At 42.9% G+C, this 20,913-nt stretch carries 19 protein-coding genes, 1 pseudogene and 2 riboswitches; of the genes and pseudogenes, 3 read left to right on the top strand and 17 right to left on the bottom strand.

All coding sequences use genetic code 11. The features are described from left to right. Positions 1-814 precede the first annotated feature (814 nt). Positions 815-1,969 carry a CdaR family transcriptional regulator gene (locus tag ACO03U_RS12115; protein ID WP_204687287.1) on the top strand — a complete coding sequence of 385 codons (1,155 nt, stop codon included), beginning with the start codon at positions 815-817 and terminating at the stop codon, positions 1,967-1,969. A gap of 200 nt (positions 1,970-2,169) precedes the next feature. Here the strand turns inward: ACO03U_RS12115 and thiE are convergent, their stop codons facing one another. The 8 genes and pseudogenes from thiE to ACO03U_RS12075 form a co-directional block, all read right to left on the bottom strand. Continuing rightward, complete coding sequence (thiE, locus tag ACO03U_RS12110) at positions 2,170-2,805, bottom strand: thiamine phosphate synthase (protein ID WP_204687288.1); 636 nt, start codon at positions 2,803-2,805, stop codon at positions 2,170-2,172. Then, positions 2,792-3,610: a hydroxyethylthiazole kinase gene (gene thiM, locus ACO03U_RS12105; RefSeq protein ID WP_204687289.1), complete on the bottom strand. Its 819-nt coding sequence runs from the start codon at positions 3,608-3,610 to the stop codon at positions 2,792-2,794. Before thiM ends, thiE begins: the two co-directional genes overlap by 14 nt. Continuing rightward, positions 3,607-4,413, bottom strand: a complete 807-nt coding sequence (thiD, locus tag ACO03U_RS12100) for a bifunctional hydroxymethylpyrimidine kinase/phosphomethylpyrimidine kinase (RefSeq protein WP_161869976.1) — start codon at positions 4,411-4,413, stop codon at positions 3,607-3,609. The genes thiM and thiD overlap by 4 nt, the downstream gene beginning before the upstream one ends. Positions 4,414-4,720: 307 nt before the next feature. After that, a riboswitch (TPP riboswitch) is annotated at positions 4,721-4,819 on the bottom strand. A 120-nt stretch (positions 4,820-4,939) separates the two neighbouring features. Beyond that, complete coding sequence (mgtA, locus tag ACO03U_RS12095) at positions 4,940-7,528, bottom strand: magnesium-translocating P-type ATPase (protein ID WP_204687290.1); 2,589 nt, start codon at positions 7,526-7,528, stop codon at positions 4,940-4,942. 379 nt (positions 7,529-7,907) lie between these two features. Next, positions 7,908-8,081, bottom strand: a riboswitch (M-box (ykoK) riboswitch). A 35-nt stretch (positions 8,082-8,116) separates the two neighbouring features. After that, positions 8,117-8,314, bottom strand: coding sequence for an HAD family hydrolase (locus ACO03U_RS12090; RefSeq protein WP_423104854.1), 198 nt, complete (start codon positions 8,312-8,314; stop codon positions 8,117-8,119). 30 nt (positions 8,315-8,344) lie between these two features. Continuing rightward, positions 8,345-8,464 (bottom strand): annotated as a pseudogene (locus ACO03U_RS12085) (type 1 glutamine amidotransferase domain-containing protein); the annotation flags it as partial. Positions 8,465-8,967: 503 nt separating this feature from the next. After that, positions 8,968-10,146 carry a tyrosine-type recombinase/integrase gene (locus ACO03U_RS12080; RefSeq protein ID WP_204687292.1) on the bottom strand — a complete coding sequence of 393 codons (1,179 nt, stop codon included), beginning with the start codon at positions 10,144-10,146 and terminating at the stop codon, positions 8,968-8,970. A 103-nt stretch (positions 10,147-10,249) separates the two neighbouring features. After that, complete coding sequence (locus tag ACO03U_RS12075; RefSeq protein ID WP_204687293.1) at positions 10,250-10,564, bottom strand: helix-turn-helix domain-containing protein; 315 nt, start codon at positions 10,562-10,564, stop codon at positions 10,250-10,252. Between the two features lie 108 nt (positions 10,565-10,672). Between ACO03U_RS12075 and ACO03U_RS12070 the strand changes: the two genes are divergently transcribed. Further along, positions 10,673-10,888 (top strand): hypothetical protein, encoded by a 216-nt coding sequence (locus tag ACO03U_RS12070; protein ID WP_016613890.1) that lies wholly within the window; start codon positions 10,673-10,675, stop codon positions 10,886-10,888. Between the two features lie 298 nt (positions 10,889-11,186). On the opposite strand, the gene ACO03U_RS12065 is transcribed toward ACO03U_RS12070, so the two are convergent. From ACO03U_RS12065 to ACO03U_RS12050, 4 genes are all read right to left on the bottom strand, one after another. Next, positions 11,187-11,429 carry a helix-turn-helix domain-containing protein gene (locus tag ACO03U_RS12065; RefSeq protein WP_070783118.1) on the bottom strand — a complete coding sequence of 81 codons (243 nt, stop codon included), beginning with the start codon at positions 11,427-11,429 and terminating at the stop codon, positions 11,187-11,189. Next, entirely contained in the window at positions 11,416-11,844 is a 429-nt protein-coding gene (locus ACO03U_RS12060) for an RNA polymerase sigma factor (RefSeq protein ID WP_204687294.1), read from the bottom strand. Before ACO03U_RS12060 ends, ACO03U_RS12065 begins: the two co-directional genes overlap by 14 nt. A gap of 377 nt (positions 11,845-12,221) precedes the next feature. Next, positions 12,222-13,538 (bottom strand): glycosyltransferase family 2 protein, encoded by a 1,317-nt coding sequence (locus ACO03U_RS12055; RefSeq protein WP_204687295.1) that lies wholly within the window; start codon positions 13,536-13,538, stop codon positions 12,222-12,224. Beyond that, positions 13,535-14,047 (bottom strand): cell division protein, encoded by a 513-nt coding sequence (locus ACO03U_RS12050; RefSeq protein ID WP_204687296.1) that lies wholly within the window; start codon positions 14,045-14,047, stop codon positions 13,535-13,537. Before ACO03U_RS12050 ends, ACO03U_RS12055 begins: the two co-directional genes overlap by 4 nt. Positions 14,048-14,238: 191 nt before the next feature. Here ACO03U_RS12050 and ACO03U_RS12045 point away from each other — a divergent pair, with 191 nt between their 5' ends. Further along, positions 14,239-15,633: an aminotransferase-like domain-containing protein gene (locus tag ACO03U_RS12045; protein ID WP_204687297.1), complete on the top strand. Its 1,395-nt coding sequence runs from the start codon at positions 14,239-14,241 to the stop codon at positions 15,631-15,633. A gap of 100 nt (positions 15,634-15,733) precedes the next feature. Here ACO03U_RS12045 and ACO03U_RS12040 read toward each other — a convergent pair whose 3' ends face one another. The 5 genes from ACO03U_RS12040 to ACO03U_RS12020 form a co-directional block, all read right to left on the bottom strand. Beyond that, a complete protein-coding gene (locus ACO03U_RS12040; RefSeq protein WP_204687298.1) occupies positions 15,734-18,022 on the bottom strand; it encodes an L-type lectin-domain containing protein in 2,289 nt (762 codons plus the stop codon). 43 nt (positions 18,023-18,065) lie between these two features. After that, the gene (locus ACO03U_RS12035; RefSeq protein WP_204687299.1) at positions 18,066-19,076 is read right to left on the bottom strand and encodes a WxLIP family cell surface protein; all 1,011 of its coding nucleotides are present in this window, start codon (positions 19,074-19,076) and stop codon (positions 18,066-18,068) included. A 68-nt stretch (positions 19,077-19,144) separates the two neighbouring features. Next, a complete protein-coding gene (locus ACO03U_RS12030) occupies positions 19,145-19,834 on the bottom strand; it encodes a WxL domain-containing protein (RefSeq protein ID WP_204687300.1) in 690 nt (229 codons plus the stop codon). 68 nt (positions 19,835-19,902) lie between these two features. After that, the gene (locus ACO03U_RS12025) at positions 19,903-20,475 is read right to left on the bottom strand and encodes a WxL domain-containing protein (RefSeq protein ID WP_204687301.1); all 573 of its coding nucleotides are present in this window, start codon (positions 20,473-20,475) and stop codon (positions 19,903-19,905) included. Further along, on the bottom strand, positions 20,472-20,735 hold the full coding sequence (locus ACO03U_RS12020; RefSeq protein WP_204687302.1) for a hypothetical protein: 264 nt from the start codon (positions 20,733-20,735) through the stop codon (positions 20,472-20,474). Before ACO03U_RS12020 ends, ACO03U_RS12025 begins: the two co-directional genes overlap by 4 nt. Positions 20,736-20,913: the final 178 nt, after the last annotated feature.

Raw genomic sequence — 20,913 nt, 5'->3', positions numbered from 1 at the left:
GTCAACAACTTTTTTGAAATGTTTTTCAAGTTGTTTTCTGTTGTGTTTTCCTCGCGTCAACGTTGACTAATTTAACATTTCTTAAGAGATAGGTCAAGGGTTTTGGCTAAATCTTTTTTCGTTTTTTTAAATCTTTTGATCTACGTCCTTCGTTTGGAAAATTTGCTTCTATATAATCAGCCAAAATGGGTATTTTCTAGTTACCCCTTATTTTTCTATTAATGGCTGTACTATTTGAAGCAGATAACTATGAATCTATTCATTTTGAACAAAGCCGTGGAAATTGACGCTTTGAATCATCAAATAAAAAATGGGCATGCCAAGAAAAAATTCCTTCTACTTTGGTTATGAAACAATTCATTTGGATTTACAAATTTGACCACAAAAGATACTTAAGTACGATGTCATTTCTTCCGCGATATGCTAGACATAAAAACTAACCACCTCACCAATGCTCCTTCCTCCTGAAAAGAAACAGTCAAACACTCCCATCAAGAATCATACCTCAAAAACCCAAGAATACAGATACCATTGCTTTTTGGGGTCATACGGTAAAAATTATGACTCATCTTATTAACCCCTTCACGAAAGGACAGTTCTAATGGGAAAGTTGCTGCCTGTTAGGATACGCCCCCTGCAAACTGCCCTTCCCTAGATCCCCCTTCACACAAAATCTTGGAGATAGCCCTCAAGGAGAAGCTAAAGTTTTTCACTCAGGATCAGGCCCTCATATTTGTTATAACTCGGAAAAAAATTGTTCCCCAGACCATTTTTTCAGCTATAATGAATGAGATAAATGGCAGAAAGGGGTCACATGATGGAACTAGAACCACAAATCGCTACCCAAATTGTGAAGAACTTAAAAGAAATTATCCATTTTGAAATTAATTTATTCGACACCACCGGCACCATTATCGCCAGTACCGATGAAGTCCGGGTAGGCACCAGTCATTCTGGCGCCCTCAAAGCGGCTCGGATGAAAGAAACCTTGACCATCGAGTACGACAACCAATTTGAAGGCGCCCGCAAAGGCATCAATCTGCCGGTCCTCTTCAATGATGAAGTCGTCGCCATCATTGGGATCACCGGAGAAAAAGCCGAAGTCGAACCCTTTGGCAATATCATCAAGAAAATGACCGAAATTTTGATCCGGGAAAACTGGGTCCAAATCACCCACTTCAACCAACAATTAAACTACAACAACTTAATCAGCATGTTGTTATCCAAAACCCGGGACGAAAGCTTGACGGCATATTTAGCTAGTATTCTAGAGATTGATTTAAAAAAGCCTCGTTGTGTTGTTACTGGATTTTTTGAAATTGATGACCACAAACAAAACGGCAACCACGAAGATTTGACCCATATTGTCGATCGTCGCCTTAACCACTACACCAATTCCTTCTATACGGTTTCCAACCAGATGGTGACCATCATCATGGAAAAACTCGAATCCACCCAGCTGACCTTTTTGTTGGAAGCTTTGGCAAAAGACATCACGGATCGCTACCACACACCTTTTGTTTTTGGTATTGGCTCTTGCGTAGACGACTACAAAGGATTAGCTGCTAGTTCTGAAGAAGCCAAGATTGCTGCTAGTTGGGCCAAGCAAGATATGACTACTCAGGTGAAAAATTTTAGCGACTTAAACGTAGAGTTTATCTTAAGCGCAATTGATCCCGAGTACATCCAGCGATTTGTAAGTCATATCTTTCAAAATTTAAACGAAGGGGAAATCGATACCTTCGACGAGCTGTTGCAAGTCTACACTAAGCACAACGGCAGCATTTCTCGTGGGGCAGAGGAGTTGTTTATCCATAAAAACACCTTCCAAAATAAGCTCAATCGCCTTCATACTCTCACCGGTTTAAATCCGCGGAATATGAAAGATTATGTGACTTTGGCGATTGCCTTTCAATTGCGCAAACTGCCGAATGTGACTGGAATCAGTGGTTCAGGGGAAGTAAACTAACCAAACATCCTCAAGCAACTTCCTAGCATCCCCTCAAACCAACGACAAAAAAAACGATTTTCCGCTGAAAAGCCGGAAGAATCGTTTTTTTAGTATTTCGAGGGATAAGAAGCCCGCTAACGGCACTTGCGTTTCTCTCGTTTGCCATCAATAGCAGCGGCTTGCTCCAAAAATTTAGGAGGCCAGCTGCTGACAAAGCACTACACCCCCAACACTGCCTTCACCTGTTGGCGCAGCTTTTGTGCCGCATGTTTTGGATCTGGATTGGCTAAGATCGCCGAAACCACCGCTACGCCTTCGACTGGTTCCCCTTTAAAGGCAGGCAGCGTCTGTTCATTTAGACCACCGATTAAAACCAAGGGAACTGAGACCGCCTCGCAGATTCCTCGCAATGTTTCCCGACTGACTGGGAGAGCATCTGGTTTGGTAGCTGTCGCAAACATCGCCCCGACACCGAGGTAGTCCGCCCCATCATGTTGGGCTTGGATAGCTTCGGCGACGGTTTGGACAGAGGCGCCGATCAGTTTATCTGGGCCTAGCAATCTGCGGGCTGCGGCGACGGGTAAATCCTGTTGCCCCACGTGGAGACCATCTGCGTCGCAAGCCAAGGCGATGTCCAAGCGGTCATTGATAATCAAGGGCACGCGATACTGATGCGCCAACTGTTTCATAGCCAGCGCTTCTTCGTAAAAGGCACGACTGGCTAATTCTTTTTCCCGTAACTGCAGCATCGTCACGCCACCGGCTAGCGCTTCGGACACAGCAGCCAACAGGGAATCCCCGGCGACACAGCTGGCATCTGTCACCAAATACAGTGCATAATCAGGCTTTGACAATTTGTAGTCGCCCCCTTTGTTCCATGGTAGCTGGGGTCAACTGACTCACCGCATCTAGCAAGGCCACCCGAAAGCTCCCCGTACCTTGGTGCTGCGTTTTTTCATGGGCGATTTCCCCGCTGATACCCATCGCCAGAGTAGCAGCCACACTGGCGCTAAAGTAATCTTTTTGACTACCACAAAAACTCCCCAACAACGAACTCAACATACAACCAGTCCCAGTGATGCGACTCATTGTGGGATGGCCGTTTTCAATAAGCGCCACCTGCAAGCCATCACTGACCACGTCGACTTTCCCAGTAATCACCACCACCGCTTGTCGAGCTAGCGCCAACTGCTGGGCCACGGCTTGACTGTCTTGTACTGTCAAAAGATCCGCCTGCGAAACATCGACACCTTGGTTGACGCTGGCAAAACCGGCCAAAAAGCGTATTTCTGAAAGATTGCCACGAATCACCGCAAAGTAAACTTCTGCCAGTAAACGTGCCAACGTCTGGTTCCGCAAAGCTGAGGCTCCCGCGCCCACCGGATCCAAAATCACAGGAATTCCCAGTTGATTGGCCTTTTTACCAGCTAACACCATCGCCTCAACCGTACGGGCATTGAGGGTACCGATATTGATCACCACTGCTTGTGCCAATTCAGTAATCGCTGCGACTTCCTCTAGATCATCTGCCATAATCGGCGAACCACCAATCGCTAAGGTAATATTGGCACAATCGTTCACCGTGACATAGTTGGTCAAATGGTGTACTAGTGGATTTTGTTCCTGCACTTTGTTTAAAGCCGTTTGATAGGGATTCATGCTTGCTCCTCCAATCCTTGACGATACACTTGGTAGAAATGATTTGTCGGACCATGCCCCTTGCCTAGCGCTAAGGAATGGGTGATTGCCATGGTGATGTAGTCCTTAGCTTTTGCAACAGCTTCCGGTAGTGCCCGTCCCAAAGCCAGCTCAGAAGCAATCGCGGAAGAAAAAGTACAGCCGGTGCCGTGGGTATTTTTCGTATCTACTCGTTCGACGGAATAGTGGTAAAAATCATGCCCATCAAATAAAACATCCGTCGCCGCTCCCGTCTTGTGGCCCCCTTTGATCAGTACTGCGGCACCACAGACTTGCTGGATTGCCCGGCAAGCTGCTTCCATCTCCGCTAAAGTCGTAATTGTCCGATTCGCAATCTTTTCCGCTTCAGGGATGTTGGGGGTGATGACATCTGCCAGAGGTAAAACTTCGGCAATCAAGGTATCAATGGCTGTGGGATCCATCAAAGCATCCCCGTTTTTGGCATACATCACCGGATCTAGGACCACGTTTTGCGGTTGCCATTTTTTGAGACTAGTAGCCACGGCTTGCATGGTTTCCCGACTGGAGAGCATCCCGATTTTCACCGCTTCTGGAAAAATATCCTCAAATACCGCGTCCGCCTGCTGGCAAATCACAGTCGGTGTCATGTCTTGATAAGAAATCACCCGCACTGTATTTTCCGCCACCACTGAAGTGACGATCGACATCCCGTACACTCCGTGAGCCGCAAAAGTCTTCAAATCCGCTTGAATCCCCGCGCCACCGCTACAATCTGAGCCAGCTATACTAACTACTTTTTTCATGAATCTGCTCCTCTCTGAAACTTATCATCGATGCAAAAATCGCTACATTTCATTCACAGGAAAGAAGACAGCCAGTTCAAAAGGCCCACCAAACGCCTGCCTCTCTCAACAGGCAGGATTGCCCCAGGATACTCGTTAGCAGGCATCGGTTTCACCTGAATTTTCTATGAAAGCGCCTTGATTACGGCATACATCGCTGAAGTTGGCATTTGAAGATTTTCATGTATGCTGCTCTATCCCTTACTCTCGAAAAAAGACGACAGAAAAGGCACTCTCCCAGCAGAAGAGTGCCTTGAAAAAACGATCTTTCCCTCAGACAATTGCTCCCTACGCTGGTCTCAACCAAACAGGTTCAAAGGGTCAGGTTTTACCTTCTCAACGCCGCAGCGTCCCCCCGCAAACAAAATTCACTTGCTGTTATCATATAGCAAGCTAGTCGAAAACTCAAGAGTGTAAGTTGTAACCGAACCTCTGAGTTTCAAATAAACACTTCAAAGACACAGCTTCTTTTTAGCGCTTGCCTTTCTTACAACCAACTCCCGGTCTTACGAATATACACGTGCTTGACTGCTTCCAACGTCACCAAGTAGCCAGCGACGATCAAGAAGAACCAACCAAAGTAGGCCCCTGGTAAGCGGGAAAAATCGAAAAATTGACCGAGGGGCGTTAAGACTAGCAAAAAGCCTGCTGCTAGCGCCCCACCACTTGCCAATAAGACTGGCCAAGAAGCACGACTTTGGATAAAGGATAGTTTTCTAGTGCGAATCAAATGAACCACTAACGTTTGGGTCGTTAAACCTACTAAAAACCAACCTGTTTGGAACAGTCCTGCAGTGGCCACAGTATTGGCACCTAAAGCAAACCACATCACCAAGTAAGTCAAAATATCAAAAAGCGAGCTCACCGGACCAATCACCACAGTAAAGCGGAAGATATCCTTGATTTGCCAACTAGCTGGTTGCCGCAACTCTTCTTCATCCACATGGTCCCAAGGTATCGTCAGCTGGGCAAAATCATAGATCAAGTTTTGCAGTAACAATTGCAGAGACACCATCGGCAAAAAGGGTAGGAAGGCACTGGCAGCTAAAATCGAAAAGACGTTGCCAAAGTTAGAGGACAAAGTAATCTTGATATATTTCATCATATTGAAAAAGACTTTGCGCCCTTCGATGACCCCCGTCTCCAAGACTTGCAAGGATTTTTCCAGCAAGATGATCGAACTCGCATCTTTGGTGATATCCGCTGCGGTATCCACCGAGATCCCCACATCAGCCTTCCGCAAAGCTGGCGCATCATTGATTCCATCTCCCATGAAGCCAACAGTATGACCCTTTTGCTGCATAACACCAATCAGGCGCGCTTTTTGCATGGGATTGAGTTTGGCATAAAGATGGGTTTCACCAACTTTTGCAGCCAGTTCCTCATCACTGAGGGCCTCGATATCGCTACCTAACAAAATTTCCCCCACAGCGATTCCGACATCACTGCAGACTTTTTTTGCTACGAAAGGATTGTCGCCAGTCAGGACTTTGACCGTCACGCCATGGTCTTTCAAGGCTGCGAGAGCACTGGCAGCCGATGCTTTAGCCGGGTCCAAAAAGGCCATGTAGCCGATCAAGGTCAAGTCGTTTTCATCTGCCACCGTATAAGTAGCGTCCTTGTGGGCATCCCGTTTGACGGCGACTGCTATCACCCGCATCCCCTGTTCATTTAATTCTTGATTGAGGCGCCCCATGGTTTCTTTGAGGGCCGGAGTCAACAATTGCACCTGACCAGCAATTTCGACGTATTTGCAGACATCCGCCATCTCCTCCACCGCGCCTTTGGTAATCATCAGTTGGTACCCATCCACCTGGAGGATGACAGACAAACGCCGCCGCGAAAAATCAAAAGGTAATTCGTCAATCTTCACAATCTCTTGGTAGGGCAGTGATTGGTTTTGCTTTTGAAAATACTCGATCACCGCCACATCCATCACATTTTTCCAACCGGTTTGATAGTGGGAATTCAGATAAGCCAGCTGCAAGACCTGCTGATTTACTTCACCTAATGGATCAAGATGTTCCACCAAAACCACCCGATCTTCCGTAATCGTGCCAGTCTTATCGGTACACAAGATATCCATGCCTCCGAGGTTTTGGATTGCTGGCAGCTCCTTGACGATGACTTGATGGCGGGACAAATTCAACGCCCCTTTCGCCAAATTGCTAGTAACAATCATCGGCAGCATTTCTGGTGTCAACCCTACCGCCACCGCAATGGCAAAGAAGAAGGCCCCACCCCAATCACCTTTTGTAAAACCATTGAGTAAGAACACCACCGGAAATAACACCAACACCAGACTCAATAATAGCTTGCTGACTTTTTTTAGCCCGGTATCAAAAGCCGTCGCGCCTCGCTTTTCGGTGGCCGTATGGGCTATATCACCAAAGAAGGTATTTTGCCCGGTCTTCAAAATAATCGCTTGCCCTTGCCCACTTAACACATCGGTGCCCATAAAAACGAGATCAGGAAAATCCACTGCCGCTTGCGCTGTTTCAGCCTCTGTCTGGCGCAGGCCTTTTTCCACCGGCAATGATTCACCCGTCAAGGAAGCTTGGTTGACAAACAAATCATTGGTCCACAACAATAACGCATCAGCGGGAATCATATCGCCAGTCGCCAAAGTGATCAAATCCCCAGGGACCACTTCGTCCATGGGAATCTCACGAGGCACGCCACTGCGAATGACAGTCGCGGTATTTTCAATCATTTCCTTCAGAGCAAAACTGGCTTTTTCTGAGCGATATTCTTGCACAAAAGTGATCACCACCGAAGCTATCACCATGCCCCCCATCACCAGCATACCTTCCACATCCCCCGTCAATCCGGAGACAATCATCAGTAACAAAAGCACCAGCACAAAGGGATCCTTCAGCGCTCCTAAAATAATTTGCCAGCCAGTTCGCGGTTTCTGAGCATTCACGAGATTTGGTCCGTATTCCTCCAAGCGCTCTTTGGCATCGGCTTCTGACAGACCCGCCGTTGATGTCCGCAAATACATCAAAAGTTCCCGCTCTGACATCAAGGCTAATTTTTTCAATTCCATATCTTTTGTAAGTGTTTTTTTCAACATACTACTTCCTCCTCGAACTTTAGGAGGAAGATCCCCCTAAAGCGGTCTTATTCGTGATCTAAAACTGGGGGCTTCCATCTCTTTCATCCTTTCTTTGGTTTAAAATTGTTTGAAAAGCAAACGAAACCTCTCCATCCCGTCAACTTTTTTAGAACCTTGTAGAAAAAACCTTGTAGAAAAATTTGGCTAGGGTAAGCCTTATCGACTCCCCAACTTTCTCGACAAACATTTTGCAAAAGGGTAGCCTCCACATGAGAAAGCCGTCATACACTACGCAACGAGTTTTCCTCGGAAAACAGACAAGCCAGATTTGCGCCATTAACTCCCCGAAAATAGCGAAAAAGCGCCCGCTCTACCATGAGCGCGCGCAAAAAAGGCTACGTTTTATCATCGTAGAGCTTTAGCACTATAGGGCGTAGACTAGCATTGCAACTAGTCAGCTACGTTGTGTTTGACCTTCACGATCAAACCTGTTCTACCATCTAAGAGTCTCTCGATTCTTTCGCGGCAGCAGCCTGTGTCCATATAGGAGCCTCACCTAACAATTATTTAATTGTACCTTCATCATAGCTTGTTTTCTGAAGAAGGTCAATGAAAAGCATGATTTTTTCTGAAAACGACCAATTTACCGATAGAAAAGTGCCCGCAATCAGCTGCTGAAATCAACCCTTGGCGGAGACAATAATGATAAATACCGTCGTCGTCTACTCGGCCAATGACTTCATCTGCGACTGCCTTCAGCTCCTCAGAGGCATTGCCCATCGCTAATCCCCAGCCAACAGTGATTTGAAGGAGATAATCTCAGCCAGTTCATCCTCAGCCCTTCACAGAAATTGCTTGAAGTAATAATTTAGCCACGGCTCGTACAGAAAAAGGATTTTGGCCGGTAATTAGTTGTCCATCTTGCAGGGCATATTCTCGATAAAATCGTTTTTTTTGAAAAATGAGCGCCACCCAATGACTTATGCCTCTTTTCTCCACTGATTAAGAAGGGGACACCTTTCTTCATCAGCAGTTGCTTCATTCATTAAACAAGTTTAGTCCTTTTTCTGTCAATGATTAGGCATCAAAAGCCGGACTCCTTATAAAAACAGTGTGAAAATTGATAAGCGTGCTTTTTCAACTCTGAATTTCCTCCTCGTAGGCTAGCATCCTTTCACGCTTAGACTTGTCAGGAATTTTCCTCAAGAATTATGTTGCAACGATACGGAGGGCTTTGTTTGTGAATAGGAGCAATACAACAGAAAAAGACCACCGATTTCTCGGTGGCCTTGCGTCATTTTTATAACAAAAATTAACGACGGATTTCTTTGATACTTGTGAAAAGTCGTTAAAGTATTGATATAAAAGGATTTTCATCCCCTCTGACTACATATTGACTAATTTGTTAAAAAATCGTTTTCCAAGAATCCTGTAATACCAGTGGTTTCACCGTTTTTTTAACCTTCTAAAGAACTAAAAGCAATCAGAGGTTTTACCTTTTCAGTTGATGTTAAATGACGATAAATTTTAGAAGTTGTTCGATCAGTGTGACCTAAGCGATCCTTTAGAACTTCCCAGCTACAATGCTCAGCTACTAGGCTTGCCATTGTGTGGCGAGCCAGATGAGTATGAAATGGCTTATTAATTCCTGAGCGGTTCAAACACCGTTTGACATGATCATTTACATATTCTCGACGATAAGGAACACCACGTTTACTAGAATCAAGATACACAAACAAGTATGTTTCTTCTATAGTAAACCTGTAATGTTGTCTCATCTCTTCCAAAACATCAATCAATTCTTGTAGTTTTTCCATGACCAGCGGAGTAACTAGAACTCGTCTAGCAGAGCTAACTGTCTTAGTAGTTTCAATTCGAAAATCCTTACTCTTACCTTTAACTGCTGTTTGTTTATAGAATAGAATTTCATTTCTTTTGAAATCTATATCTTCAGGCTGTAAAGCAAGAGCCTCGCTGACACGGCAACCAGTGTAAAATAGAACATGGAATAGTACAGACATTGGTAACTCCTCATGAACAATGCCATAATTCAAAAAAGTTCTCAATTCATCGACAGTAAGAAACTTGTCTTCAATATTATTTACGGCTTCTTTTAAATCAGTTACCGTTAACTGATATTTTGGTATTCTCACAGTCTTCATCGGATTTTCACTTATCAAATTCTTTCTTTGACAATATTTGAAAACCATATTCAGAACTTGAATAAGTGATTGTAAACTATTTTTGGCATAGCCAACATTTGTTCCATTAACACCACATTCCTTCAAAGTAAAAAGCAGTTCTTGAAGACAGTCTGGTGATAGATCAGACAACTTTTTATCACCAATCCATCGAACAATTATTTTTAATTGTTCTTCTCGCTTATCATAGGTTGTTTCCTTTTGCTCATTTAATGAACAATAATGTTGAAACCATTGCTCACCTACAACACTAAACTTGTCATTGCTTGCAACAATTTTTTTCTTAAGCCTTTGTTGTTTCTCCATTTCAAGATAGGCGAGTTGTGCCTCACGTTTTGACTTAAAGCCACGTCTTGTTGTCCGGTATGCTTGGAAATACCATGTGATCCTACCTGTAGAACTAATTTGCTTCTTGAAACGATCTGTTTTTTCCATTTACAGATTCCTCCCTTGAGAGAAGAACCCCTTAAGCGGAAAAATATAAAATCTCTTATTCTCTATATACGAATTGTACCGCAAGTATAAAAGAAATGAAATATTATAAGGAACGCAATATACGGAGCTGTTCACGATAGTCATCTGAATCACTCTTTCTCATCCATTCTAAAACATCATCACGAAAATAGTGTCCCCGAATCCCATACCAACAGGGAGGAAACTCACCAAGTTTTACTAAACGGTTCAGTGTACTATCACTTATCTGAAATAGTCGCTTTAAATCAGCATTTGTTAAAACCAGAGGTAAATGACTAACTGCAAGCAATTTTTCCGTGTAATCTTCCAGTTTTTTTTGTAAAATTGAATAGAACTCTATTTCCAGAGAATTAACATTTGTTTTAACTTCCAACTCCATCACCCTTCTCTATCAAATTCAAAACGACCACCACAGTCCCCCCCTTGAAATTGGAAAAAACCACTCCAGTATCCCATCAAAACGGACTAGAAAAGAGGAATTAATAATATGAAACAAGGAATTGCAGACATAAAAATAATTAAAGAAATTCTTGAAAAATCTACGGCTAATGCAATAGCATCCGGAACAGGAATCAATTTGAGTACAGTAAAAAAACTTAAAAGTGGAGAAAGAGCTGTAGAAAAATTAAATCTTGCCGATGCTATTAAAATCACAGAATTTGGCATGAAAAATATGCCAACCAAAATCGAAATATGGAAATAGTAGTTTTTCTGATCTATCAGCTGCTTTGCCAAAGCACATAGGAATTTCACCTCCCCCCAGTAATGGCGGGCCAATTTGGTTACAGAAGTCTCATTATCGTAGTTATGATTTTCATATTAAATTTGTCGCTCAAAGGATAACCTAGTCATGGCGTAACTGGAAAATCGTAATCTACTTGTACTGATAGATTTACTATTCACTTTTCAAAGAACGTTAGGCTATTTTCAGCCTATGGAAATCCTTTATTGTTAACCAATAAAAAACTTCCATAGAATGAAAAGGAAAGGGAAAAAATACTTTAACGAGTTGTGTCAAATTCAAGTATCTTCTCAATCAATTTCGTTTCCAGTTGTCTACGCATATATTCATCTACGTACATAACCATTCCTTTTTCTTCTTCATAGACAGGTTTCATGGCTAATCGTGAAATATAATTTTGATATTTTGACAGAACGATGGACATGGCAATTGAATCACCTGAAGTTGCTGCTTTAATTGTCGCTAGTGGTATGAAAGGTATATATCGTTTATTTTGCTTCATAAATGCCACCCAAATACTTTCCCAACTCTTCCAATGCCACTTGTCGTTGGTACCAAACACTGCCAAGACTTTTTCCAATAATATCGCCAATTTCCCGATCGTTGAGACCGATGAAGAAGGACATCAAAATGATTTCTTGTCTTAGACTAGGTAATGCTGCAATCGCATTTGCCAACTCCTCATTTGAAATAAGGATTTTCATCCCAAGGACAATAAAAGTGTCACTACTATTCAAATTTGGTTCCAAATAATAGAACTCTGTCCCTAAGCCTTCACGCTCTAATATTTCCATTGAGATCTGACGTTGGCGAAATCTAGCATATTTCTTTTGAATATTTAACGCCTCGTTGCAGACTACTTTCTTACAAAAACTGTCAAACACATGTCGAATGTGGGTTTCTTCTGAGTCGCCCATAAAATTCTCCTCCTCAAAAAATTCATTCAACTCGTTTTACTTCTATCCCTTTCCATTATTACTACAATCGGGGAGTGAGCATTTTTCGAAAAAAGCTAAATTTTTCAAAATAAAAAAGGCATACAGACAAAAATTGTCTATACGCCGATCAATCCGTTAAAACTAATATTTTATCGTGTGCTTGAATATTCACTTTTTATATAAACTTGAAATGAAAATCAAATTTCACAATAAGGGTAACTAACTCAGAAAACAGTAGCAGTTCTGATCTATTTAAATTAGACATTTAATACCGTGAATTTCTAATAAAGATACCTACTAGATATTTCCTTATAACTAGTAGGTATTTAGCTGAGTTCTAATTACATTCTTTATTCCTATTCTTTTTTCAACGTTCCGCTTCGCTTAGGACTCACCCACACACCTGAACCAAAGCCCAAAATCGTTTTGATGGCCGGAATAAACGTCGTAAGAATGGTCAATGCATTCATCATCCAAAAGAAAATCATATAAAGTGGCGCAAATAGCAAGTACTTAAACTTTCGCCCCCGATCATCCACGATCAGACTGGCAAGCAACTGTAGCAATCCCGCAATCATTTCAAAACCAACAAATAAAAATGCCATGGTGAGCATATGATAGATTCGCTCCCAATTTCCATCGATAGCAAAGAAAATCAAGGAAATGAGAAAAATAGCCGAGGAAACCCAAAAGAAAAAGGCCCAGATGATACTTAGACTTTGATCTAGAAACATTAAAGTCCGCCCGATATTCTTAAAAGGATGCAAGAGCACTTTTTTAAAATTGGTCAGCCAAACCTCGGTTCCTCCTTTGGCCCAGCGTCTGCGTTGCTTGTATAGCATCTCCAATGTTTCTGGAACTTCCATGAAGAACATAATTTGTGGAGCGAATAAAGAAAGCCACCCTTGGAATTGATGATCCCAAGCGATGCTGATATCTTCAGTCGCCCGATCTTGTCGAAACAAACCAACATCCAATAAAGCCGCCTTCCGATACATGGTATTGGCCCCACTGTATGCATAGATTCCCCCTAAAACCCCAATCTGTGTTCGTTTAATGATTCCCACAATACTCGAAAACTCAACCGTTTGTGATTTACCAATTAGTGTCGACCGATTCAAAACGTCCATATTTGCAGTTACTGCAGCGATATTCGTCGCATCTTGACGAATAAAATAATTAACATATTTTTTCAAAGCATCTGGTTCAGGAATCGTATCTGCATCATTACTTAAAATCAATTCCCCTTTTGCAAAGCCAACTCCCACACCAAAAGCATGGGCCTTCCCCTTATTTTTCTCAATCCGAATCACTCGTAACTTTTGATGGTACTTCATTAAGCGTTCCAAAATCTTTAGGGTTTTATCGGTAGAACCATCATCCGTCACTAAAACTTCATAATTGGTATAATTAAGATGGGTCAGCAAGTAATTCAGAGTATCTTCAATCACAATCTCTTCATTATGGGCTGGCACCATAATGGTAATAAAAGGTTCGATTTCAGTTGGGATTTCAATCCATTCCATCTGCCGATACTTAAAGAGAAAGTTGTAGCACAAAACACCGACAAACCAAGCAAAGCCACCAAGTATTGGATATGTGAACAAAATGAGAAATACTATAGTTAAAAGAACATCCAGAAAACCGATTCCAGTGTGGACAAGTGTATTCATAGGGCAGCCCCTTCTTTCTGATAAAGCTCTTTGATTGTGTCAGTCGCCAAATTTTGCTCCTCTTTCACCGAATAAAAACGAACTTTCGTACGAAAAGCTTGCTCACCAAAACGTTCTTGATAAAAGCCCATTACAATCTCGCGACGTTTTTCCAAACGCTCTTCGTTATACACTTTTTCTTTTTGTAAAAGCTGTCGAAAGCGCCGATTGTTTTGCCAAGTCAAGATAATCGATGCCACAACAATCACAAGAAATGAGCATCCTAAAAAGATTAGTAAGAAATGAAACATCGTCAGTTCTTCTGTATAGGTTCTAAAATAAATTACCTCCGCTACCTTTTTTTGCAAAAATGGCAATGTTAACCAAATAAAAGGCAAAATCACCAAAAACCAAGCCAAAATGGCAATAAGACTTTGGCGTATTTTAAGCCACCAAGAATCCTTGGAAAAATAGTCATCGCTCAAAAATTGTTGTCGAACTTCTTCTCTGGTCATGATTTTTTTGTTCATAGTGGATACCTCTTCTTTCTACAACATCATCAAATTTACAGCCAATCTGCCAAGACTTTTAGCCAGCAACTATTCTTAAAAACAAGTGAATACCGATTATACTAGCTTCAAAGAATACGCCTAGCATAAGTCTTGACGTATATACATTCAACGATATAATTGTATGGGATGCAATAAAGGAGGTGGTTTTTTTGCCAATCAATTCGTTTGATAATTACCCATTAACTTGGCGACCAAATAAAACTAAATTGTCTCGTCCGTTATACAAAAGCTTGACCAGACTAATGGAAGAAGATATTCTTTCAGGAATCTTACAAAAAAATACACGACTTCCTTCACAAAGGGAACTAGCCGATTATCTAGACATTAACTTTACGACGGTAGGGCAAGCTTATAAATACGGTGTAGAGATTGGATTACTGTACACCAATATTGGTAGCGGAACTTTTGTTTCTCAAAATGCGTTAAGCTCTATCACCATCTCCAATGATAGAGTTCAAGACCACATCATCGACTTTGGCTTAGTCAGCTCTTTTGAAGAATGCAATCGCTTTGTCGTGCCTCACCTAATTAATACGAGCAATAATACCAATATCACTAGCCAATTAAATTACATGGATCCTTTAGGCAGTCCCCATCAGCTACAAGTCGCACAACAGTGGCTCGAAAGCCAAGGGGTCACTACTCAGATCGATAATATTGCCACGGTTTCTGGCGTTCAAAATGGACTGGCACTGATTTTAACCGCACTCTTTTCTCCAGGTGATCGCATTGCCATTGATCGCTACACTTATTCAAACTTTATCGAGCTAGCTACGATGCTCCATATGGAAGTCGTACCGATTGATTTTGATCAAGCGGGTATGCGTCCGGACTTACTAACCATGGAATGTAAAAAGAAGCGCATAAATGGTATTTTCCTAATGCCCTCTTGCAACAATCCGATGGGCTTCCAGATAAGTCTTTCACGACGACAAGAATTAGCTGAAATTATTGAAAAAGAAAAATTATGGGTAATAGAAGATGATATTCATGCCTTTCTCACTAATTACAGCCAGGAGGAAGCCTTATCGCCCTTTCAAGCCTTACTACCTCAGCGCACGCTTTATTTAGCCGGAATGACGAAATTCCTTTGCTCTGGCCTGCGCATCGCTTACCTAGTTTTTCCAGATAGCGTGCGGAACTCAATTAAAAAGGCGCTGTTTAACATAAATGTCAAAACCTCGGGATTCGATGCTGCCGTCATTTCTCATATTCTTTCCTCCCAAACCAGCCAAGAGATTTTAGCGGAAAAATACCGGCTAACGACTGAAGCGAACGCACTGTTTGATGATTATTTTCACTTACCTCGCCCTAGTAATCCCTTACCTTACTATCGAAATATTCCTATTTCTCCTTCAATCAGTCAAAGTCAAATTGAGGGGGACTTTCTTGCTAAAGGCATCCGAATCTTCCATTCGAACCGTTTTACAACAATGGAACAAGATGATCCCTTTATCCGCGTCGCCCTTTCCTCTAATAACTTAGAAATTTTGGATCGTGGCCTCGCGATTATCAAAAAAAACTTAACCGCTTATCAAGCATAAAAAGCAGCTATTTGCTTGCTCTTTCAAAAACGAATTTTTGAAAGAGCAGGCAAATGTAGCTGCTTTTTTACTGTTTATATTCCTGGATAGAACCTATTTTTCATGCTGGTCCATCGGTGAGAACCCATTCTAAGGTTCCTTGGTAAACTCCTTGATAGGCCGAATCAAAGATATTGAATAAAATCCCTTGCTCTTCTGCCCAAGTTACATCGATGATTTCGCTATTGGTTGTTTCTTTTGAATAAACGGTTAGCACATCTTCTGTGGATATGATTTGTTCCTGGCCGGCTTGATCTTGGTAGATCAATTGTCCTGCTAAGGAACGATTACCATGGTCCTTGTCGACAAAGTCCGCCGCCAGTTTGACACCTAAGTCCCAGTTTTCACCGGTTCCTCGAGTATCTTGTACTTGAATCTGCCATGGTCCAGAGCGTTTGACATGTTTGTCCCCAATCGTCGCCTGCTCAAAGGCCACTTCTTCATCAACCGTTACAAAGTGCAAACTCCCACTGACTTGAAGGGTTACCGTCTCCTTTTCGGACTCAAAGCCCTCCGCATCTTTTGCGTACACCGTTAGCGTATGTTCCCCCAAAGTCAATTGTTCCGTTGAAAGACTCTCATCATACGCAACAGCTTTTCCCTTATCAGGATTGTCAATCTCTTCATCAATTGGCGTTTTGGCCCCGTCATCTAGGGTATAGTACAAATCAACGGTATCACTATCCTTGTCTAACCACGTACCATTAAAAGGATATGCCTGGCCAAACTCCCATGGAATTTCCTCATCCGCATGTTCCAAGGTCAGCTCTGGCTTTTCCATCACTTTGACCAGTACCTCGCCGCTCGATGACTGATTACGCCCATCTGCGGAAATAATCTTGTAAGTGATCTGATTATCCCCTAGTTGCAACTGGTCGGCTGTAATCTGGCCTGTAAAGGGATTAGGCGTGCCTGGAGTCGGATTGTCTTGGGTGAACGGGGCCAACTCAGTTCCGTTCACCACCGGCGTAATCGTAAACGTCCCCGCCTTCGTGGATTGCCAACTACCAGTCAGCGAGTAATCCTCTCCTAGTAAACGCACTTCTTCTTGTCCTTCTTGATCCAATTGAATCGTCAACTCGGCCACCGCAATCTGATACTGAACCGGTGGCGTAGCGGTCATGTAATTCTGCCCGTTAAAGGCCGACTTTTCTGTCACGGTTAAAGGCTCGCTAACCTCATTGGCGGTAACTTGAAAGTGGACTTCGATAATCGGGGTCGTACTGCTAAGGTTCCCCAGTGAAAGGTTTAATTCTTTTCCTTGCCAGCTACTATCAGGGAGTTTTTCGATACTACCATCACTGCGCAAGATTTCCAAAGTACCTGGTACATAAGTGACCCCTTCATGAAGGGTCGTAGCATACTGCACATCGAGCCAATCTTGTTTACCAGACTGATAGGTACCTTGAATTTGGTAGTTCAACGTATCTCCTGGCCAAACTTGCCCATCAATCACGGAGTTTCCATCTTTATCGGTAATTTGTGTTTGAGCCGCAGCATCGACCAGTCCCGGCACGTGTTCAAAGACAACCCGGTTCATCTCCACTTGGTCGCCTGTAGACCCAGTAAAGCCCCAATAGACACTATTAGAACCAAACGTGCTCTGAGGATCCACCGTAATAGTGACTGGCGCCAGACTGCCAAACTGATAGGTCAACTGACTGGCCGCTGTATTCCAACTGATTTTAAAAGAAAACCATTGATCCGTGGAAAGTTCTCCAGGATATTGCAAATCATTGTGTGCCATCTTTCGAACCTTGTGCGCGATTGGGAGCCATTCGATATAATCTTCATAACTTTCTTCACTACTCGGATAGTTCCAAGCAATATGGTCTTGTTTTTCCGCAATATCATCAAACTTGTCATTGTGATGGGTATCAAATTCCACGGCCAGTGAGTTTTTAATCGCATAACCGTGTTCATCTGCTTCGGTAGGCTCCCAAACACCTAACCGGCCCCCTTCCCAATTCCCCTGGATCATACCATTTAGCATCTCCGGATCGTTGTGCATAACAAAGGCCATCCCATCGGCGGCGGCTTCCCCATCTCCACCAAAATAAATGTACATCTGGGATTCAAAGTCTTGGGTCAAGTCCATCATATTATTTGCCGTTGACCAAACCGCTCCTTTTTGATCTTTGGTACCATTGGTGATCTCCACGATATCTCCTTGATCACTCGGGATAATCTGACTATTGGAACCACCGGGAGTCGCAAAAATACCATCTAATTTAATATGCTTAGGCGGTGCGTCTTGATTGGCTCCAGTGGCTAACCCATCAATTGGTTGGAGCCAACTTGCCAGACCTAAGGCACATAAGGCGACTGTTACTAGCGCGCTTTTTTTCATAATTAACCTCCTTACCCCATGAAACTCTACCTATAGTAACAAATTATTTTCGCCGTTGTTTTTCCCGCCAGATAAAGCCCACTACTAGCAATAAAATAATCCCACTTAGAATTCCACAAAGCAGCAGCAAACGATTGTCCTCTTTTGGCAAATCGACGGCTGTTTGATTTAACTGTTTCGCTTCTTTTCCTGCAATCGTAAAATTTTTGCTAAAATGCCAGTCACCATTAGCACTAGTAACAGTCAAGTCAAGGGTATACTCTCCTTGCTCTAGCGGCTGATTATCCCAACTAATGGGAAAGTCAAAGTTTGAATTGGGCACCATGCCCAACTGGTCGCGCTCTGTTTGGTGTAGGACTTGCGTATCGCCAGCCTTCATGATCTTAGCAACCACTTTCATCTGCTTAATCAATTCCGGTTGAGGATTTTGCAAGTTGGCTGTTACGATTGTGCGATAATTTTCTAAAGCCGGTTTCACCTCGTTCAGTTTCAATTCCGAAGTGATTTTTTTGTCTGTTTCTCTGATTGAAACTGCAATTGCGTAGGCCTTTTTATTTACAATCATCTGCTTGGGCTCTGCTTTTTCCTCGTCTTTTTGACTTATATAAAAGCCGCCCAACAAGATCCCGTCAAAGGATTCTTTAGGCAGTGTCAATTCATAAGATACTTCTTTTGTTTCTTTACCTTTTAAAGTCACATCTTTTGGCCCGGTCACCAAATCACGAAAGCTAAAGCGCAAACTTTTATCCAACTGATCTTTGGTTTTGGAAAAGCTATAATCGAACACCCCATTTTTATTGGTGACTGCGGTATTTGGTTCGATGTGTAGCTTGATCTCTTGCTCGCTGTGATTAGTCAGATACAAGGTCAAAGTTTCTTTTTGCCCAGGTGCTAGTTTCAAATCAAAATACGACTTAGCCGCATCACTTTGACTTGCGGGCAATTTGGTTTTTACGCTGTAGGTAATTTTTTCTGTTGCGGCCTGGGTTTGAGCTTGTGAAAAATAGAGCCCCACAAACAGTGCCGCTAGTATGAATCCAATTTTTTTCTTCATGTTCGCTTCTCTCTTATGATCAAAATATGGAAAAGACTAGGGTCGTTTGCAGACCCTAGTCTTTTCTGCTAACGGCTTTCCGGTCCCGAAACTAGGTTCCAGTAGATGGTTGCTGCATAGGCTACTGGCTTGGCGGTATTCCCAAGTACCTTTAGCCGGACTTGCTGATTGTCTGTGGCCTCGCCAGGCCAAGTGACGACCCAAGTTCCGCCACCACTGCCAGGTTTTGCTTGAGCAATCACTTGACTTTCTTGATTGGTAAAGACAATCTGGTTTTTTGCTTCTGGCGCTAGTGAGACATTTGTCGCACTGGACTTGACTTGGGCTTCATTTAAAGACAATTCCGCACCAACTAAGATTGACTCTCCTGAAGTTTCACGAAATTCTGTAATCGCGGCAGTTAACTGCCAACCTGAGGCAGTCCCGGTAGTATCGGTAACTTGAACATAAGGAAATTGGTTTTGAGCCGCATAACTCGTAGTCTGTGCTCCAATCGCTTGCCGTCCAAATGCGATATTTGAAACAAAATCCAATGATAGAGGACCTGTCTCACCGGTTCCTTGATTTTCGGGGTCAGCAGGGTCAACAGGTACCTCTGGCTGATCTGGATCAACAGGATTCACCGGCTCTGTCACCTCTTGGCCTGCTTCTAGTCCCACATAGGCTTTGGAAGCACCGTAGACTGGCTCGCTGAGGAATAACCCTAGCAAACACAGCGTGCTCCCAACAAGCCAAATACTGGTTTTTCTTTGCTTCAACGTACTACCTCCCAAACTTAGCACTTCTTGAAGAATCCCACTTCAAGAAAACAAGTGGTGCTTTAGTTTTAAGCAGGACCATCCGTTAGTGTCCAAGTCAAAGTTGCAGAATAATTACCGGCCAAGTTTCCTTGAGGAACAGTCAATTTTGCTCCGCTGTAGTCTTTGTCCCAAACACCCAAACCGCTATCTACGGCTGCCGTGATTGCTGTTTGAGCCGAATCATTAACCGTCAATTCATTAGCGCTTGGTGCGGCAGATTGACTTTCGGATGAAGTCAAGTTACCAGCAGGCAAGGTTAAGACTGCACCTTTTAATTCTTTATCCCCATCAAGAAACTTCGTGATAGCAACCGAAACATTCCAGCCTTCCCCTGTTCCTCGAAGGTCACTGATTTGTGTCGGTAAAGCTGCCGTCGGGTCTACCAAAGTATATTCTACTTTTTGGCCAGAGATTTCTTGTTGACCAAAATCAAATTCGGTGACTTGATTTAAGACTAAGTTGCCACCTTCACCTGGGTTCTCCGGTGCGATTAATTCAATCGTTCCGGTACTTTCTTCTGCTGCCACTGCAGTTGGGGCAATAACTCCTACCATTCCTGTCAATACGATTGCTGATGCCATTACCATTTTTGCTTTCATACTTTTCGCTCCCTTTGTTTATAAATTATGACGCCGCCAAATACTAGAAAAATGATGCCTAGACTCGTCAACAAACCACCTGTTCCTAAATCTCCTGTTTTTGGCAAAGTCGTACCGGGTTGTTGACCGGACATGTCAGCCTTAAAGAACTGGATACTAACTTCACTTTGGACTGTTGCTGCTGTGGCTACTTGTGGAATTACAAGCATCCCCAAAAACAGACCGCCTAGGATCACCAATTTGATGCCTTTTCTTTTCATCGCTACTTTCCTTTCCCAAAGCATTTTGATTGTGTGCTTTAGTCATCTGGTACCAGCACTCACAGACGCCATATTAGCAAGTTTTACAACAAATAAAAACAGTTTAGACTTATACAAATATAATCGAAAATCAGCTTACATCCTGATAAAACAGCCTTGTATCAATCGTTTACAAACC

It is taken from the genome of Enterococcus diestrammenae (assembly GCF_049384045.1).
Taxonomy (GTDB): Bacteria; Bacillota; Bacilli; order Lactobacillales; family Enterococcaceae; genus Enterococcus_C; species Enterococcus_C diestrammenae.
The sequence above is the reverse complement of the archived record's forward strand: the minus strand, read 5'-3'. Positions and strand labels throughout refer to the sequence as shown.

Excerpts from the sequence above, each read along its gene's own strand:
- ACO03U_RS12025 (WP_204687301.1), bottom strand. The coding sequence starts at position 20,475 with ATGAAAGCAAAAATGGTAATGGCATCAGCAATCGTATTGACAGGAATG.
- ACO03U_RS12060 (WP_204687294.1), bottom strand. The coding sequence starts at position 11,844 with ATGGGCGACTCAGAAGAAACCCACATTCGACATGTGTTTGACAGTTTT.
- ACO03U_RS12065 (WP_070783118.1), bottom strand. The coding sequence starts at position 11,429 with ATGAAGCAAAATAAACGATATATACCTTTCATACCACTAGCGACAATT.
- ACO03U_RS12040 (WP_204687298.1), bottom strand. The coding sequence starts at position 18,022 with ATGAAAAAAAGCGCGCTAGTAACAGTCGCCTTATGTGCCTTAGGTCTG.
- ACO03U_RS12035 (WP_204687299.1), bottom strand. The coding sequence starts at position 19,076 with ATGAAGAAAAAAATTGGATTCATACTAGCGGCACTGTTTGTGGGGCTC.
- ACO03U_RS12055 (WP_204687295.1), bottom strand. The coding sequence starts at position 13,538 with ATGAATACACTTGTCCACACTGGAATCGGTTTTCTGGATGTTCTTTTA.
- thiD (WP_161869976.1), bottom strand. The coding sequence starts at position 4,413 with ATGAAAAAAGTAGTTAGTATAGCTGGCTCAGATTGTAGCGGTGGCGCG.
- ACO03U_RS12115 (WP_204687287.1), top strand. The coding sequence starts at position 815 with ATGATGGAACTAGAACCACAAATCGCTACCCAAATTGTGAAGAACTTA.
- ACO03U_RS12020 (WP_204687302.1), bottom strand. The coding sequence starts at position 20,735 with ATGAAAAGAAAAGGCATCAAATTGGTGATCCTAGGCGGTCTGTTTTTG.
- ACO03U_RS12080 (WP_204687292.1), bottom strand. The coding sequence starts at position 10,146 with ATGGAAAAAACAGATCGTTTCAAGAAGCAAATTAGTTCTACAGGTAGG.
- thiM (WP_204687289.1), bottom strand. The coding sequence starts at position 3,610 with ATGAATCCCTATCAAACGGCTTTAAACAAAGTGCAGGAACAAAATCCA.
- ACO03U_RS12075 (WP_204687293.1), bottom strand. The coding sequence starts at position 10,564 with ATGGAGTTGGAAGTTAAAACAAATGTTAATTCTCTGGAAATAGAGTTC.
- ACO03U_RS12050 (WP_204687296.1), bottom strand. The coding sequence starts at position 14,047 with ATGAACAAAAAAATCATGACCAGAGAAGAAGTTCGACAACAATTTTTG.
- ACO03U_RS12070 (WP_016613890.1), top strand. The coding sequence starts at position 10,673 with ATGAAACAAGGAATTGCAGACATAAAAATAATTAAAGAAATTCTTGAA.
- mgtA (WP_204687290.1), bottom strand. The coding sequence starts at position 7,528 with ATGTTGAAAAAAACACTTACAAAAGATATGGAATTGAAAAAATTAGCC.